The 15,855-nt window shown below is 61.8% G+C and carries 15 protein-coding genes; 2 read left to right on the top strand and 13 right to left on the bottom strand.

Features of this window, described 5'->3' with window-relative positions:
- Positions 1–163: 163 nt before the first annotated feature.
- Positions 164–1,039, top strand: coding sequence for an aldose 1-epimerase (locus AB7M26_RS16835; RefSeq protein WP_123495199.1), 876 nt, complete (start codon positions 164–166; stop codon positions 1,037–1,039).
- On the opposite strand, the gene AB7M26_RS16830 is transcribed toward AB7M26_RS16835, so the two are convergent.
- From AB7M26_RS16830 to AB7M26_RS16770, 13 genes are all read right to left on the bottom strand, one after another.
- Positions 1,024–2,709, bottom strand: a complete 1,686-nt coding sequence (locus AB7M26_RS16830; RefSeq protein WP_429385288.1) for a PAS domain-containing hybrid sensor histidine kinase/response regulator — start codon at positions 2,707–2,709, stop codon at positions 1,024–1,026. The two genes, AB7M26_RS16835 and AB7M26_RS16830, sit on opposite strands and share 16 nt — an antisense overlap.
- Positions 2,693–3,856, bottom strand: coding sequence for an alcohol dehydrogenase-like regulatory protein ErcA (ercA, locus tag AB7M26_RS16825; protein WP_123495203.1), 1,164 nt, complete (start codon positions 3,854–3,856; stop codon positions 2,693–2,695). The genes AB7M26_RS16830 and ercA overlap by 17 nt, the downstream gene beginning before the upstream one ends.
- 239 nt (positions 3,857–4,095) lie before the next feature.
- Positions 4,096–5,229, bottom strand: coding sequence for a pyrroloquinoline quinone biosynthesis protein PqqE (gene pqqE / locus AB7M26_RS16820; protein WP_429385286.1), 1,134 nt, complete (start codon positions 5,227–5,229; stop codon positions 4,096–4,098).
- Complete coding sequence (pqqC, locus tag AB7M26_RS16815; protein WP_429385284.1) at positions 5,226–5,978, bottom strand: pyrroloquinoline-quinone synthase PqqC; 753 nt, start codon at positions 5,976–5,978, stop codon at positions 5,226–5,228. Before pqqC ends, pqqE begins: the two co-directional genes overlap by 4 nt.
- A 135-nt stretch (positions 5,979–6,113) precedes the next feature.
- Complete coding sequence (gene pqqB / locus AB7M26_RS16810; protein ID WP_123495209.1) at positions 6,114–7,028, bottom strand: pyrroloquinoline quinone biosynthesis protein PqqB; 915 nt, start codon at positions 7,026–7,028, stop codon at positions 6,114–6,116.
- 54 nt (positions 7,029–7,082) lie between these two features.
- The gene (pqqA, locus tag AB7M26_RS16805; RefSeq protein WP_010455123.1) at positions 7,083–7,154 is read right to left on the bottom strand and encodes a pyrroloquinoline quinone precursor peptide PqqA; all 72 of its coding nucleotides are present in this window, start codon (positions 7,152–7,154) and stop codon (positions 7,083–7,085) included.
- Between the two features lie 256 nt (positions 7,155–7,410).
- A complete protein-coding gene (gene exaC, locus AB7M26_RS16800; protein WP_123495211.1) occupies positions 7,411–8,931 on the bottom strand; it encodes an acetaldehyde dehydrogenase ExaC in 1,521 nt (506 codons plus the stop codon).
- A gap of 250 nt (positions 8,932–9,181) precedes the next feature.
- On the bottom strand, positions 9,182–10,957 hold the full coding sequence (locus AB7M26_RS16795) for a PQQ-dependent methanol/ethanol family dehydrogenase (RefSeq protein WP_038984181.1): 1,776 nt from the start codon (positions 10,955–10,957) through the stop codon (positions 9,182–9,184).
- Between the two features lie 263 nt (positions 10,958–11,220).
- Positions 11,221–12,159 (bottom strand): quinoprotein relay system zinc metallohydrolase 1, encoded by a 939-nt coding sequence (locus AB7M26_RS16790; protein ID WP_123495213.1) that lies wholly within the window; start codon positions 12,157–12,159, stop codon positions 11,221–11,223.
- A gap of 15 nt (positions 12,160–12,174) precedes the next feature.
- Entirely contained in the window at positions 12,175–12,936 is a 762-nt protein-coding gene (locus AB7M26_RS16785) for a quinoprotein dehydrogenase-associated SoxYZ-like carrier (protein WP_123495215.1), read from the bottom strand.
- The gene (locus AB7M26_RS16780) at positions 12,936–13,811 is read right to left on the bottom strand and encodes a substrate-binding periplasmic protein (RefSeq protein ID WP_123495217.1); all 876 of its coding nucleotides are present in this window, start codon (positions 13,809–13,811) and stop codon (positions 12,936–12,938) included. Before AB7M26_RS16780 ends, AB7M26_RS16785 begins: the two co-directional genes overlap by 1 nt.
- A gap of 3 nt (positions 13,812–13,814) precedes the next feature.
- Positions 13,815–14,276 carry a cytochrome c-550 PedF gene (gene pedF / locus AB7M26_RS16775; RefSeq protein WP_038984185.1) on the bottom strand — a complete coding sequence of 154 codons (462 nt, stop codon included), beginning with the start codon at positions 14,274–14,276 and terminating at the stop codon, positions 13,815–13,817.
- A gap of 103 nt (positions 14,277–14,379) precedes the next feature.
- Entirely contained in the window at positions 14,380–14,508 is a 129-nt protein-coding gene (locus AB7M26_RS16770) for a hypothetical protein (protein WP_007907038.1), read from the bottom strand.
- 160 nt (positions 14,509–14,668) lie between these two features.
- On the opposite strand from AB7M26_RS16770, the gene AB7M26_RS16765 reads away from it, so the two are divergent.
- Positions 14,669–15,853: an ABC transporter substrate-binding protein gene (locus tag AB7M26_RS16765; protein ID WP_123495219.1), complete on the top strand. Its 1,185-nt coding sequence runs from the start codon at positions 14,669–14,671 to the stop codon at positions 15,851–15,853.
- Positions 15,854–15,855: the final 2 nt, after the last annotated feature.

Genomic DNA, 15,855 nt, shown 5'->3' with positions numbered 1-15,855 from the left:
GCAAATCTCCCTGTGGCGAGGGAGCTTGCTCCCGTTGGCTCGCGCAGCGGGCCCCAGCAATCTTCCAGAGGGACCGAGTTACCTGGATTTACGACTGCTTCGCAGCCGAACGGGAGCAAGCTCCCTCGCCACAAAAAACCTCATGCAGCCAGTGAAGATCGCCATGACACCCACACTCCTGGAACTCGAAGACGAACTCACCCGCCTCACCCTCGCCCCGGAACTCGGGGCGAGCATCGTCAACTGGACGGTACGCAGCACCGGCCAGCCGCTGTTGCGCCACAGTGACCAACACGCCTTGAACACCGGCCTGCCCGGCAAACTCGCCTGTTATCCCCTGGCGCCATGGTCGAACCGCATCGCCGAAGGCGGTTTCGACTGCCCGGATGGCTGGCTTGCGCTGACGCCCAACAGCCTCACCGATCCGCTGCCGATCCATGGCAGTGCCTGGCAACAGCCGTGGCAGATCGTCTCGCACACCCGCGATGAAATCGTCCTGCAACTCGACAGCACCACGCCCTTCGCTTATCGCGCAAGGCAACGTTTCCATCTGAGTGAGGGCAAGTTGAGCATCGATTTGCAGGTCACCCATCTGGCTGAACACCCCGCCTGGCATGGGCTCGGTTTACACCCCTATTTCCCGCGCACCACAGGCACTCGGTTGCAGGCGCAGGCGCAACAGGTCTGGTTGTGCGACGGCGCAAAACTGCCGACACAACTCAGTTCGATTCCTGAGGAATGGGACTTCAGCCAGCCCCGGGCATTACCCGAAACGCTGGTGGACAACGGCTTTTGCGCATGGGATGGCTACTGCCTGATCCAGCAACCCGAGCTGGGTTATGAACTGGAATGCCAAGCCACCGGCAGCGACTACTACCTGCTCTACTGCCCCGTGGGCCTGGAATTTTTCTGTATCGAACCGGTGAGCCATCCGGTCAACGCCCATCACTTGCCGGGCCGGCCAGGGTTGCGTTTGCTGGAGCAAGGTCAATCTGCCGAGCTGGGTTTCAGCCTGCGCTACCGCTACGCCAACAGCTGAGTCAGCACCGCGCGTAACTTGCCGGGCTTCACCGGTTTGTTCAGCAGCGGCGCGTCGAGTCGCTGCAGTGAGCGCCGACACTGGTCGGTGCGGTCGGCGGTGATGATCACCGCTGGAATCGCCTGGCTGAAATGCTCGCGCAAATGCCGAACCACTTCACAGCCCACTACGCCGTGATCCAGGTGATAGTCCGCCAGAATCAGTTCCGGCGCCTGTCCCTGCAAAGCCATCAGCGCGGTGGCCTCGTCGGTGGCGATGACCACCTCGCAGCCCCACTGCCCGAGCAGCGCGCTCATGCTTTCAAGAATGCTGACTTCGTTATCCAGCACCAACAGCCGCCGGCCCGGCAACGGGTTGCCGGTACTTGGTTGCGGTGCGGCCTGACTGATCGGCAGTGGAATCTCATGGGAAATCGGCACTTCGATGCTGAACATCGAACCGCGCCCCGGTAGCGAATGAACCTGAATCCTGTAGTCGAGGATCTTGGCGATGCGTTCGACAATCGCCAGTCCCAGGCCCACGCCCTTGCGATCGGCGGCGCGCCCGACGTCCAGTTGGTTGAATTCAAGGAAGATCGAGTCAAGACGATCCGCAGGAATCCCGCGCCCGGTGTCCCAGACTTCGATACGCAGCGCATCGCCCCGGCGTCTTGCCCCCAGCAGAATGCAGCCTTCGTCGGTGTAGCGGCAGGCATTGCTGAGGAAGTTGCGCAAAATCCGCGTCATCAAGCGCAAGTCGGTATGAATGGCGTAATCGCCCATGTGCACCCGCAGGTTCAACCCGGCTGCCGCGGCCACCGACTGAAACTCCGAGACCAGTGGCGCGAGCAATTCGTCGAGGCGGTACAGGGCAATATCCGGCTTCACCGCGGCCTGATCGAGCCGGGAAATATCCAGCAGATCGGTGAGCAAATCTTCCGCCCCTTCCAGCGCCTGATGCGTGCGCTCCACCAGCACCTGCTCGACGTCGGGCAGTTTGCGCTCGCGCAAGGTCGAGATCAGCAAACGCGCGGCGTTGAGCGGTTGCAGCAAGTCGTGACTGGCGGCGGCGAGGTATTTGTCCTTGCTGCGATTGGCGGCTTCGGCGGCGTCACGGGCATCGCGCAAGGCTTCGGCGGCGTCCATCAACTCGTTGGTGCGCGCGGTGACCCGCTGCTCCAGTTCGTCATTGAGTTGTTGCAGGCGCTGCTGAGCGAGTTTTCGTTCGGTGATGTCGGCGACAAAGCCCTCCACCAAACCTTCCTGATCCGGTTTGAGCAGCAGGTTCATCAACACGTCGAGGACGCTGCCGTCCTTGCGCCGCAGCTGAGTTTCATAGCCCAGCAGGCTGCGCTCGCGCTGGAGGATTTCGCCGATGCTTTCCAGCTCTTGCGCCCCTCCGACGAACAACGTGCCCGCCAGGTCCGTCAGGGAAAACAGCACCTCCTGGGGGTTTTGATAGCCGAGCATCCGCGCCAGCGCCGGGTTGGCGGCGCGCATGCCCTCCAGCAGGCTGGCCTGGAAGATCCCGTGTACCGCGTTTTCGAACAGCCATTTGTAGCGGTTGCGTTCGGTTTCCAGTTCATCCAGGCGCGCGGCCAGTTCCGGGTAATGACTCTTGCGCGCCGAGTGGTTGCCTAAGCCGAGTAACCCGGCCAGCGCCCGTTGTTGCTCGTCAGAGGGCTTCGCCATAGACGACCTCGACGTCGCGCTGACTGGATTCGCGCGGGTTGGTCAGGATGCACGGGTCGTGCATGGCGTGTTGCGACAGGAACGGAATATCCGCGGTACTCACCCCGTGCAGGCCCAGGGTTTCGTGGAAGCCGATGGCGTGTTTGAGGGCGATCAGGTGGTCGACCAGCCGCCCGCAAATCTGCCGGTGATTGAGGCCACGGCAATCAATACCGAAGGTCTCGGCGATCACCTTGAAGCGCTCCGGCGCCGAGCTGTAGTTGAACGCCACCACGTGTTCCACCAGCACCGCATTGCAGAGGCCATGGGGCAGATCGAGAAAGCCGCCAAGGCTGTGGGACATGGCGTGCACCGCGCCAAGGATCGCGTTGGAGAACGCCAGACCGGCCTGCATACTGCCGAGCATGATTTTCTCGCGCAGGGCGATGTCGCTGGGGTTAGCGATCATTTGCACCAGATTGCCGTTGATCAGCCGCATCGCCTCCAGCGCATGAGGGTCGGTGAGCGGCCCGTGACCGGTGGAGACAAAGGCTTCGATGGCATGGACCAACGCGTCGATGCCGGTACAGGCCGACAGGAACGGGTCCATGCTCAGGGTGGTTTCCGGGTCGATCAGCGACACGTCCGGCACCGCAGCCTTGCTGACGATGGAGAACTTCATGCGTTCTTGCTGATTGGAGATGATCACGAACTGCGACACATCGGCCGACGTGCCGGCGGTGGTCGGGATCAGGATCAGCGGCGGGCTGGGCATGCGCAACATGTCCACGCCCTCGAACTCGAGGATGTTGCGCCCGTGGGCGACGACAATGCCGATGCCCTTGCCGCAATCCATCGGGCTGCCGCCACCGATCGCCACGATCACATCGCAGTGATTCTCCCGGTACAGCTCGGCGCCGAGCATGACCTCTTCGATCCGTGGGTTGGGCGAAACGTCGCTATACAAAAAGAAATCAATGCCCTGGGCTTGCAGACTGGCCTCGACATCGGCGACCCAACCGGCGGCAATCACACCGGGGTCGCTGACCACCAGCACTTTGCGGGCGCCGAAGGTCTTGGCGTAGTTACCGACGTTGTGCCGACAGCCGGCACCGAAGATGATTTCAGGCGAAACGAATTTACGCAGCTGGCTGAGATTCTGGCTCATTGGAAAGCCTGTTTTTATTGTTTTGAAGGTAAAGACCACACTAAAGCATCCGGCTGCGAATGCAATCAGACCAATGGCTAGCGAGCCAGCCCGGGTTGCACTCCTCCAATGTTGTATTCACTGAAAATCCCTGTGGGAGCGGGCTTGCCCGCGATAGCGGTCTGACAGTCAACATCGATGTTGAATGTGCTGGCCTCATCGCGGGCAAGCCCGCTCCCACAGGGGGTTGCGTTTGCAATTCATCCACGATAAATCAGCCGCGAAGCCTTTTCATTGCGCAAGGTCAGGTGTTCCATGCCCAGCCCCGGCGCGTCGGCTTCGTCCCGGGCCTTGAGAATAACGTCGTGGTGGGGCGACTTGCTGCACACCGGGTCAGCGTTACTCGCATCACCCGTGAGCATGAACGCCTGGCAGCGGCAGCCGCCGAGGTCCTTGTGCTTTTCATCGCAGGAACGGCACGGATCTTTCATCCAGTCATCGCCGCGAAAACGGTTGAAACCGAAGGAGTCGTTCCAGATGTGCGCGATGCTGTGCTCACGCACGTTGGGAAACTGCACCGGCAACTGGCGGGCGCTATGACAAGGCAAGGCCATGCCGTCCGGGGTGATGTCGAGAAACAGGTTGGCCCAGCCATTCATGCAGGTCTTGGGGCGTTCTTCGTAGTAATCCGGGGTGACGAAAATCAGCTTGCACGGGTGGCCCTCGGCCTCAAGCCGCTGGCGGTATTCATTGGTGATGCGCTCGGCGCGCTGCAACTGTTCGCGAGTCGGCAACAGGCCGACGCGGTTGAGTTCGGCCCAACCGTAGAACTGGCACGTCGCCAACTCGACGAAATCCGCCTCCAGCTCCAGGCACAGTTCGATGATCTGCGCGATCTGGTCGATGTTGTGCCGATGGGTGACGAAGTTCAGCACCATCGGGTAGCCCTGGGCTTTCACCGCCCGGGCCATGGCCAGTTTCTGGGCGAAGGCCTTGCGCGAGCCGGCGAGCAGATTGTTCACCTGTTCGTCGGCGGCCTGAAAGCTGATCTGGATGTGGTCCAGCCCGGCAACCTTGAAGTCGCGGACCTTCTGTTCCGTCAGGCCGATACCCGAGGTGATCAGGTTGGTGTAGTAACCCATGTCCCGCGCGGCCTTGATCAGCTCGGCGAGGTCTTGGCGCACCAACGGCTCGCCACCGGAAAAACCCAGTTGCGCAGCGCCCATCTCCCGCGCCTCGCGGAACACCCGAATCCATTCTTCTGTGCTCAACTCCTCGCCCTGCTGGGCGAAGTCCAGCGGGTTGGAGCAATACGGGCATTGCAGTGGGCAGCGATAGGTCAGCTCCGCCAGCAACCACAGCGGTGGGCCGGGTTGCTGTTCGATCTGGCTCACAAGATGATCCCCCGGTGCCAGACCCGCTCCGTGGTGACGGTGTGATACGGCGGGCGATCAAGCTCGTAGGCCATGCTCATCGCGTCGAGCATGCTCCACAGCACATCGAGCTTGAACTGCAGAATCTCCAGCATGCGTTGCTGGCCTTCGACCGTGACGTAATGCGCCAGGGTGATGCGCAAACCATGCTCGACATCGCGCCGGGCCTGGCTCAGACGTGTACGGAAATAGTCGTAACCGGCCGGGTCGATCCATGGGTAATGGGTGGGCCAGGCGTCGAGCCGGGACTGGTGAATCTGTGGCGCGAACAGTTCGGTCAGCGAGCTGCTGGCCGCTTCTTGCCAGCACGCGCGACGGGCGAAATTGACGTAGGCGTCCACGGCGAAACGCACGCCCGGCAGCACTAGTTCTTGCGAAAGGATTTGTTCGCGATCCAGCCCCACGGCTTCGCCCAATCGTAGCCACGCTTCGATGCCGCCTTCACTGCCGGGGACGCCGTCATGGTCGAGGATCCGTTGCAGCCATTCCCGGCGCACGTCGCGGTCCGGGCAATTGGCGAGGATGGCGGCATCCTTGAGCGGGATGTTCACCTGGTAATAGAAGCGATTGGCGACCCAGCCCTGAATCTGCTCGCGGGTGGCGAGCCCGGCGTACATGGCTTGGTGGAACGGGTGGTGGATATGGTAATAGGCGCCTTTGGCGCGCAACGCCTGTTCGAATTCGGCGGGGGTCATGGGGGTGTCGGTCATTGCGGTTCTCCGGGGAATAACCGTTCGGTTCTGCGGTGTCTGGTCGGGCCTCATCGCGGGCAAGCCCGCTCCCACAGGATTTGTGTACACCGCAGATCCTTGTGGGAGCGGGCTTGCCCGCGATGGGGCCATCCGCTACAGCTCAATACTCATGCCGTCATAGGCCACTTCAATCCCGCGCCGTTCCAGCAAGGCGCGCTCGGCCGAGTCTTCATCGAGGATCGGGTTAGTGTTGTTGATGTGGATCAGCACCTTGCGCTGACGGCTAAAGCCCTCCAGCACGTCGAGCATGCCGCCGGGGCCGCTTTGTGGCAGGTGGCCCATTTCGCTGCCCAGGCTCTGGCCGACTTCGCAGACGCGCATTTCATCGTCGCGCCACAGCGTGCCGTCCAGCAGCAGGCAGTCGGCGCGCTGCATCCAGCTCAACACCTCGGCATCGACCTGCCCCAGCCCCGGCGCATAGAAAACCGATGCCCCGTTGCGCAGGTCTTCGATGAACAGGCCAATGGTGTCCCCCGGTTGCGGGTTGCCACGGTTGGGCGAATACGGCGGTGCGTTGCTGACCAACGCAATCGCGCGAAATTGCAGGTGTGGGCAGGCCGCGATACTGAACGGCTCGCGATCCAGTCCGATGGGTTGCCACTGCAAGCCACCGTTCCAGTGTTTGAGCATGGTGAACAGGGGGAAGCCGCTGCTCAGGTCTTCGTGAACCCGCTCGGTGCACCAGACCGCATGCGGGCAGCCTTCGCGCAGGCTCAACAAGCCGGTGCAATGGTCGATCTGACTGTCCAGCAGGACGACACCGGCAATCGCCGTGTCACGCAAGCGTCGGGCCGGTTGCATCGCCGGGAAGCTTTCGAGTTGCGCGCGAATGTCCGGTGAAGCATTGCAGAGCACCCACTCCACACCGTCGTCGCTCAGGGCAATGGACGACTGCGTGCGGCGTTGTGCACGCAAGTTGCCGTTGCGCATCGCGGCGCATTGACGGCAGTTGCAGTTCCATTGCGGAAAACCGCCGCCAGCGGCGGAACCGAGAACGCGGATGTGCATGGGATGCCTCCAGAAGGCAGGCCCGGCCAACGCGACGGCTGACCGGGCGATCAATCAACGGTTGGCGAAATACATCGTCACTTCAAAGCCAATACGCAGATCGGTAAACGCGGGTTTATTCCACATGGGTCAATCCTCTTCTTGTGCCGGTCAATTCCGGTAAGACCATTAATGCACGGGGGATGAGATGACCGAATGCTACTTTCGAAGGAGTTGGCGGCGTGCGTTGGTAGGGGGTGGGGCAAAGTCTTCAAGTACACCCATAACCCTGTGGGAGCGGGCTTGCCCGCGATGGCGCCATCACAATCAACACATTCGTTGACTGCCAGTTCGCTATCGCGGGCAAGCCCGCTCCCACAGGTTTCAATGGTGTTCTTGCGGGTTAGAAGAACCCCAACGGATTGATGTCGTAGCTCACCAGCAGGTTTTTGGTCTGCTGGTAATGGTCGAGCATCATCTTGTGGTTCTCACGGCCGACACCGGATTTCTTGTAGCCACCGAACGCGGCGTGGGCCGGGTACAGGTGGTAGCAGTTGGTCCAGACGCGCCCGGCCTTGATCGCCCGGCCCATGCGGTAGGCGCGGTTGATGTCGCGGGTCCACAGGCCGGCGCCGAGGCCGAACTCACTGTCGTTGGCAATCGCCAGGGCTTCGGCTTCGTCCTTGAAGGTGGTGATACCCACCACCGGGCCGAAGATTTCCTCCTGGAATACGCGCATTTTGTTGTGGCCCTTGAGCAGGGTCGGCTGGATGTAATAGCCGCTCGACAAGTCGCCTTCAAGACGCTCGGCCGCGCCGCCGGTGAGCAGTTCGGCACCCTCCTCCTGAGCGATCTTCAGGTACGAGAGGATCTTGTCGTATTGCTGCTCGGAAGCCTGGGCGCCGACCATGGTTTCGGTGTCCAGCGGGTTGCCGCGCTTGATCTTGACGATCTTCTTCATCACCTCGGCCATGAACGGCTCGTAGATCGATTCCTGCACCAGCGCCCGGGAAGGACAGGTGCAGACTTCGCCCTGGTTGAAGAACGCCAGCACCAAGCCTTCGGCGGCTTTCTCGATGAACTGCGGCTCGGCGTTCATGATGTCTTCGAAGAAAATGTTCGGCGATTTGCCGCCCAGTTCAACGGTGCTTGGAATGATGTTCTCGGCCGCGCAATGCATGATGTGCGCACCGATCGGGGTGGAACCGGTGAAGGCGATTTTGGCGATGCGCTTGCTGGTGGCCAGCGCCTCACCGGCTTCGCGACCGAAGCCCTGGACGATGTTCAGCACGCCGGCCGGCAGCAAGTCGGCGATCAGCTCGGCGAACACCATGATCGACAGCGGCGTTTGTTCGGCGGGTTTGAGCACGATGCAGTTGCCGGCCGCCAGGGCCGGGGCGAGTTTCCAGGCGGCCATCAGCAGCGGGAAGTTCCACGGAATGATCTGCCCGACCACGCCCAGCGGTTCGTGGAAATGATAGGCGGTGGTCAGTTCGTTGATCTCGGCGGCGCCGCCTTCCTGAGCGCGGATGCAACCGGCGAAGTACCGGAAGTGGTCGGCGGCCAAAGGCACGTCGGCGTTGAGGGTTTCGCGCACGGCCTTGCCGTTGTCCCAGGTTTCGGTGACGGCGAGGATTTCCAGGTTCTGCTCGATGCGGTCGGCGATTTTCAGCAGCACCAGCGAGCGATCCTGCGCCGAGGTTTTACCCCAGGCATCGGCGGCGGCATGGGCGGCGTCGAGGGCTTTTTCGATGTCGGCGGCGCTGGAGCGCGGGAACTCGGCAATCACTTCACCGGTGACCGGTGAGGTGTTGGTGAAGTACTCGCCGTTGATTGGGGCAACGAATTCGCCGCCGATGAAATTGCCGTAGCGCGGTTTGAAGGAAACGATAGCGCCGGCTGTTCCGGGTTGTGCGTAGATCATGGTGGGCCTCTGTCTGGGTCGATGCCTGTCGAGCCAACAGGCGATAAACCGATAGTAGAGAGCCCCGCCTGCCAGACGAATGCGCCGTTGGCAGGGGGATTCTCGTTATTTGGTAGTAGGTTTCACACAAACTAATGTGGGAGCGGGCTTGCCCGCGATGAGGCCAGAACATTCAACATTGATGTCGACTGTTAGACCGCCATCGCGGGCAAGCCCGCTCCCACAGGGTTATGCGGTGGAGTCAGGTTGATCAGTGTTTGGCTACCAGGTCTTTAGGCAGCTTGAATGTCCAGAGCATGCCGCCCTGGTTGAAGTCCTTGACGCGCTTGGCCACTTCGCCGCCCCACAGCGGTACCGCGCCGCCCCAGCCGGAGAGCACGGAGACGTATTGTTCGCCGTCCATTTCCCAGGTGATGGGCGAGCCGAGCACGCCGGAACCGGTCTGGAATTCCCAGACCTTCTCGCCAGTCTTGGCATTGAATGCCTGCAGGAAACCTTCCGGCGTACCGGTGAACACCAGATTGCCCTTGGTGGTCAGCACCCCGCCCCACAGCGGCGCGAAGTTCTTGTGGCGCCAGACTTCCTTGCCGGTTTTCGGGTCGATGGCGCGCAGCACGCCGATGTAGTCTTCATTCAGCGGTTTGATGGTGAAACCGGCACCGAGGAACGCCGCGCCTTTCTTGTAGGCGATGCCTTCGTTCCAGATGTCCATGCCCCATTCGTTGGACGGCACATAGAACAGGCCGGTGTCGCGGTTGTAGGCCATCGGCATCCAGTTTTTCGCCCCCAGGAACGCTGGCGCGACGAACACCGAACTGCCTTTGGCCTCGGAGCCCGGCGCACCCGGACGGCTGGCGTCGTTGTAGATTGGCCGACCGTTTTTATCCAGGCCGCTGGCCCAGGTGATCTTGTCCACGAACGGGAAGCCACGGATGAATTTGCCGTTGGTGCGATCGAGCACGTAGAAGAAGCCGTTACGGTCCGCCGTGGCTGCGGCTTTGATTTCCTTGCCGCCTTCGTTGTAGTTGAACGACACCAATTCGTTCACGCCGTCATAATCCCAGCCGTCGTGGGGTGTGCTCTGGAAGTGCCATTTGATCGTGCCATCGTCCGGGTTCAGCGCCAGGCGCGATGACGAGTAGAGGTTGTCGCCAGGACGCAGGTGCGAGTTCCACGGCGCCGGGTTGCCGGTGCCGAACAGCAACAGGTTGGTTTCCGGGTCGTAGTAGCCGCCCAGCCAAGGGGCCGCGCCGCCGGTTTTCCATAGGTCGCCCGGCCAGGTCTTGCCGGCTTCGCCGCCGGAGATGCCGTTCTCCACAGCCTTGCCGTCCTTGTAGACATAACCCATGTGGCCTTCGACGGTCGGCCGGCTCCACAGCAGGCTGCCGTTTTTAGGGTCGTAGGCTTCGATCTTGCCCACTACCCCGAACTCGCCACCGGCCACACCGGTGATCAATTTGCCGTTGATGACCAATGGCGCGGCGCTGATGGAATAGCCTTCCTTGTGGTCGGCGACTTTCTTGCTCCAGACGACTTTGCCGGTGTCCTTGTTCAGGGCCACGAGCTTGGCGTCGAGGGTGCCGAAAATCACCAGATCGCCATACAGCGCAACGCCACGGTTGATCACGTCGCAGCACGGACGGATGTCATCGGGCAGGCGCGCGTCGTATTGCCAGAGCTTGCGGCCGGTGCGCGCATCCACCGCGAACACCCGCGAGTAGGAGCCGGTCATGTACATCACGCCGTCCTTGATCATCGGCTGCGCTTGCTGACCGCGCTGTTTTTCCCCGCCGAACGAAAAGGCCCAGACCGGTCGCAGGTCCTTCACGTTGTCGACATTGAGGGTGTCCAGCGGGCTGTAGCGCTGACCCTGGACGCCCAGGCCGTTGGTGACGACCTGCTCCGGGTTCTTCGGGTCCTGGAGGATGTCTTGATCGGAGACTGCGGCCAAGGCCTGGCCAGACAACAGCATGGCACTGAGCAGCATGCTCAAAACGAAAGGTTGGCGACGTGCGGGTTGGGTCATGACGGCTGCCTCTGCGGTTTTTGTTATACCCGGGAAATTTTCCCGGTCTGGTGCAGATTCTTGGGCGCCGCCGCCCTTGCAACAATTACCCGCAGTGCGGAGATTGCTAGTTCCTTAGTACCGGGTCGGTCGCAGATTTTATGATCGACATCGGTCCCTGTGGGAGCGGGCTTGCCCGCGATGGGGTCAGAACATTCAACATTGATGTCGGCTGTCAGACTGCTATCGCGGGCAAGCCCGCTCCCACACTGGCTCTGTGTTGCTCACTTGCCCGCGGCGGAATCCACCCGCCTCATCTGCCCCCGTTCGTAACGCGGGTACAAATGGCTGACGCTGCGGATCAGTTCATAGCGACTCAGGCTGATCCCGGCGAAACGCTCGGGGATGGGGCTGCGGATCATCTCGGCCATGTCGCTGCCGTTGGCCGCGCCGTCGCGCATCAGCTGGTCCAGCCAGGTCAGGTAATCGTGCATCTGCTCGAACGGTTTTGTATCCGTGGCCACCGGCCCATGGCCGGGGACGATCAGTGTCCACGGCAAACCCTGCAGGGTCGCGATGTCGGCCAGCCACACCGACAGCCCCGGGCTGTTGGGCGTGGTCAGGGCACGTTGATAAAACACCAGATCCCCGGCAAACAACACGCCGGTTTTCTGGTCGAGAATAGCCAGATCCGCGCCGGTGTGCCCACCCAGACTCAGTAGGCGCAGATCATGGTTCCCAAAATTGTGCACGCCAGGCGTCAGCACCTGCGTCGGCAACACCACTTCGGTGCCGCGCATCCAGTCACCCACTAGCCGATACATGTTTTCAGCCATGGCATCACCCTGTTGCCGCAACAGTTCAGTGGTACCGGCCAAGGCGCCAATCGGCACGTCGGTGAAAGCCTGATTGCCCAACACATGGTCGGGATGGTGATGGGTCAGCAGCACTTGGATCACCGGCTTATCGGTGGTCGCCGCAATCGCTTTGCGCAGGGCCTCGCCATAGCGTTTCGACGGCCCGGTGTCGATGACCACCACACCCTTTTCCGTGACGATAAACGCGGTGTTGACGATGTTGCCGCCGTTGCTCTTGGCGAAGTTGTCGGTGCTGCCTTCCAGCAACCAGGTGTCTTCGGTGATCTGCCGGGGCTTGAGTGCGTAATCGGGATCAGCCAGGGTCGGCAGGCTCAGACTGATAAACAACAGCAGCATCCAGCGCATCACTCGCTCCTTGGGTCAGGGTATGGCCGCATCGAATTGATTGCCGCTGTTGTCGCGCAACACCAGGCGCGTCTGCCCTGCTCCTTCGATGTCAAAGGCCAGATTGGGGTTTTCACTGACCGCCGGGAACAACTCCAGACGCGCCAGCAATTGATCGTTTTGATCGCGCAGCTCGGCCTGGTTGATGAAAAATTCCGGGATGCCGCTGACCATACCGTTGTCCATCGGATGCGCCACCTGCAAACGCACGCGACTGAACTCGCCCCGGGGATAACGGCCACCCAGCACTTCGCCGATGCGTTCCTCCCAACCCGGTTGCGTGCGCACCACGCTTGGCGCCGTACAACCGCCGCCTGCCGCATCGATCAGGATCGAGCCGACATGCCACAGCCCGTCGCGGGTCAGTACCGCCGCACGCAACGGAGTGGCTTGTTCAACGCGGATGCGGATCGACAGCCACGGCAGCACACCGGCCAAGGGTTCGAAGTCGACGATCTTCGGCAGCGGATTGAGTTCGGCCCAGGCGAGGATGCGCACCACTTCGCCCTTGAACGCCCGGGCGTCGATTTCCAGCGGCACTTGTCGGGCGTCTTCGGCAAATGGCGGCGCGAGCAACTTGACCCGCTCGTCGAACACGAACGGTGCGTCGCCGAGCATCTGCTTGTGATAGAACCCCCACATCACCGACGGCACCGGGTCTTTACCCGGCTCGACGTCCGCCGCGTTCGCGGCCAAGGGTAACCAGCAGGCCAACAGACAACTCGCTCGCCAGTTCACTATTGATACATCTCGGGCACGTCATACCGCAGGCCGTAACGGGCATAAATGGCTTTCACCGAGCCCTCACGAATCAACGCTTCCAGCGCCTCTTCCACGGCGTAGGCCAGTTGCCGATTGCTTTCATGCACCGCCATGCCGATCTCCCAAAGCTGTTTGCCCATGTTCGGGTAGGCGTTTTCCGCCAGCGCCACTTGCGGGTCGGCGGCCTGATGAACTTGCCAGTCGATCTCGCCGCGCATGGCCATTACCGCGTCGACTTCACCAGCCTTCATCGCGGAAAAGGCCTGGGGCACGCCCGGGTAGTGATGGGTCTTGGCGGCGAGCATGCCGTTGAACACCGAGGTCAGGTAAAACGACGGCACGCTGTCGACTTCGACGCCGATCGGGTGTTGCTGGAACACCGCGACGCTGGCCACCGAGTCCAGACGACGACGGTCATAGGCCACTTGCCATTGTTCGGTCTGGTACGGCCCGAACATCACCACATGGCCGTTTTCCAGTTCACCCAGTTCATTGCGTTTCTGTGCGTAATCGCGATCGTAGGGCACGCGCATCATCAGGTCGGCCAGTTGCTGATTGTGCAACTGGCTGGCCCGCCAGATGTAATCGCGCAGGTCGTCGTCGAGCTTTTCTCCGGCGGGTGCCCAAATCAGTTTCAGGCGTACCCCCATGGCCTTGGCCAGCGCCTGGGCGAGTTCAACATCGACCCCGCGAGCCTGACCAGCGTCTTCAAAGCTGTAGGGCGCGAAGTCCTTGTACACCGCGACTTTCAGCTCGGCGGCGGCGATCATTTCGTCATAGGTACGGACCTGCGCCTGCGCTGCCTGGCAACACAGCCACACAGCGCTGATCAACACCGCGAGCAAACGCATGGGTCACTCCTCGACGTGCACGCTGTCCAGGTAGGTGCGTACCGCCCACAAGGCTTCCTGACTCAGATAGTCGGCCATCTTCGGCATGTACACCCGGCCGTCACGCACGGCGCCATGGCGCACACGTTCGACGAACCATTCATCACCGGCCTCGCCGACGTCGAGCATGCGCAAGTCGGGAGCGATGCCGCCGGACTTGGCTTCCAGGCCATGACAGGCCGCGCAGTTCTGGTTGTAGGCCGAAGAGCCGATTTGCACGGCTTTTTCGCGTTCCGGGGAGGAACGGTAAGGGTTCGCCGCCGCCCAACCATCGGCATCGACCTGCACACCGGCATCCTTGATCGGGGTCAGTCCCTGGGTTTCGACGGCTTGGGGGACCACGTTGCCGTGGGCCCAGACGGAACCTGCATTGATGAAACCGGCCAGCAGTCCGGCAACGAGCAAGGCGTTGCGTTTTGTTGTCATTGTTCTGCCCTCAAGATTGCACGCAAAACCTCTTTGAAGAGGCTATGGCACCCATCTTAGGAACGGCTTTGCGCCAACCCCATGCTGCTTTGGTGGTCGCAGCCTACTCCCTTGGTAGTAGGGCTTGTGGCGCAGGCCCAACCAATACGGGTCGGGCGCCGTGCAGCTTGTCGACGCCGATCAGGGTCAGGATCAGCAAAAACGGCAGGAGCAGTGCTTTGAGAATTCGCATGGTCAATCTCCCCCCTTGAGTGATGGCCGTTGCAATCCATGCTAAAACCGCGCCGCCCGGGGTGAGTTACTACCTTGGTACTGGCCCATCGGTACTTTCTGCATATTTCCCCGCCCGTCCAGGGTTCCTATGCTGACGCTACCTGTGATGGAGTGTCTTTATGCGCCAGCTCGCCCCTTACGCCTTGATCTACCTGTTGGCGATTGCCTGCGCCGCCGGGGTGGCGACCCAGACTCAGGCGGCGCAGGCACCGCTGCAAGTGCAGATCGGCTACCTCGGTTATCGCCCCGCCCCCGGGCCGTTGCTGTCGAACGTCATTCCCGAACCGACCGATGCCGGCCTGCGCGGCGCCGAACTGGCGATCACCGACAGCAACAGTACCGGGCGCTTTCTCAATCACAGCTACAGCCTGGTCAGCGCCAGCGTCGACAATCCGGATGTGCTGATCGAAGCGGCCAAAGCCCAACACGAACAAGGCCTGCGCCTGTTTGTGGTGAATGCACCAGCGCAGACCCTGCGCCGACTCAGCGCCGTGCTACCCGACAGCCTGCTGTTCAACGCCGGCAGCGCGGATGACAGCCTGCGCAGCACCGACTGCCTGCCGAACGTGCTGCACAGCCTGCCAAGCCGGGCGATGCTGGCCGATGCGCTGGCGCAATTTCTGGTGCTGCGCAAATGGCAGCGGGCACTGCTGATCGTCGGCCCGACCGCGGACGATCAAGCCTATGCCGCCGCCCTGCGCCGGGCGGCCAAGCGCTTCGGCCTGCAATTGGTGGCGGAAAAAGCCTGGAGCTTCGATAACGATCAGCGCCGCAGCGCCCAGGCCGACATGCCGCTGTTCACCCAGACCGCCGAGTACGACGTGGTGCTGGTGGCTGATGAACGCGGCGACTTCGGCGAGTACGTGCCCTACCAGACCTGGTACCCACGGCCGGTCGCCGGCACCCAGGGCCTGACCCCGGTGGGCTGGCACAAGACCGTGGAAACCTACGGCGCCGCGCAGCTGCAGAAACGCTTCGAAGCCCTGGCCGGGCGCTGGATGAACGACCGGGATTTCGCCGCCTGGATTGCCGTACGCAGCATCGCCAGTGCGGTGGGCAAACTGCGTCAGGCCGATGCCATGGCGATTCGTACGCTTGAGATCAGCGATCAATTGCCGCTGGACGGCTTCAAGGGTCGCAAGCTCAGTTATCGGCCGTGGAACGGTCAGTTGCGCCAACCGATCCCCATCGTGCAACCCCGGGCGCTGGTCAGCACCTCGCCGCAAGACGGCTTCCTGCACCCCGTCAACGAAATGGACAGCCTGGGTTACGACAAAGCCGAGGTCAGCTGCCGCTTTCTCTGATC

The sequence above is a fragment of the Pseudomonas sp. F-14 TE3482 genome (assembly GCF_053629455.1).
The sequence above is the reverse complement of the archived record's forward strand: the minus strand, read 5'-3'. Positions and strand labels throughout refer to the sequence as shown.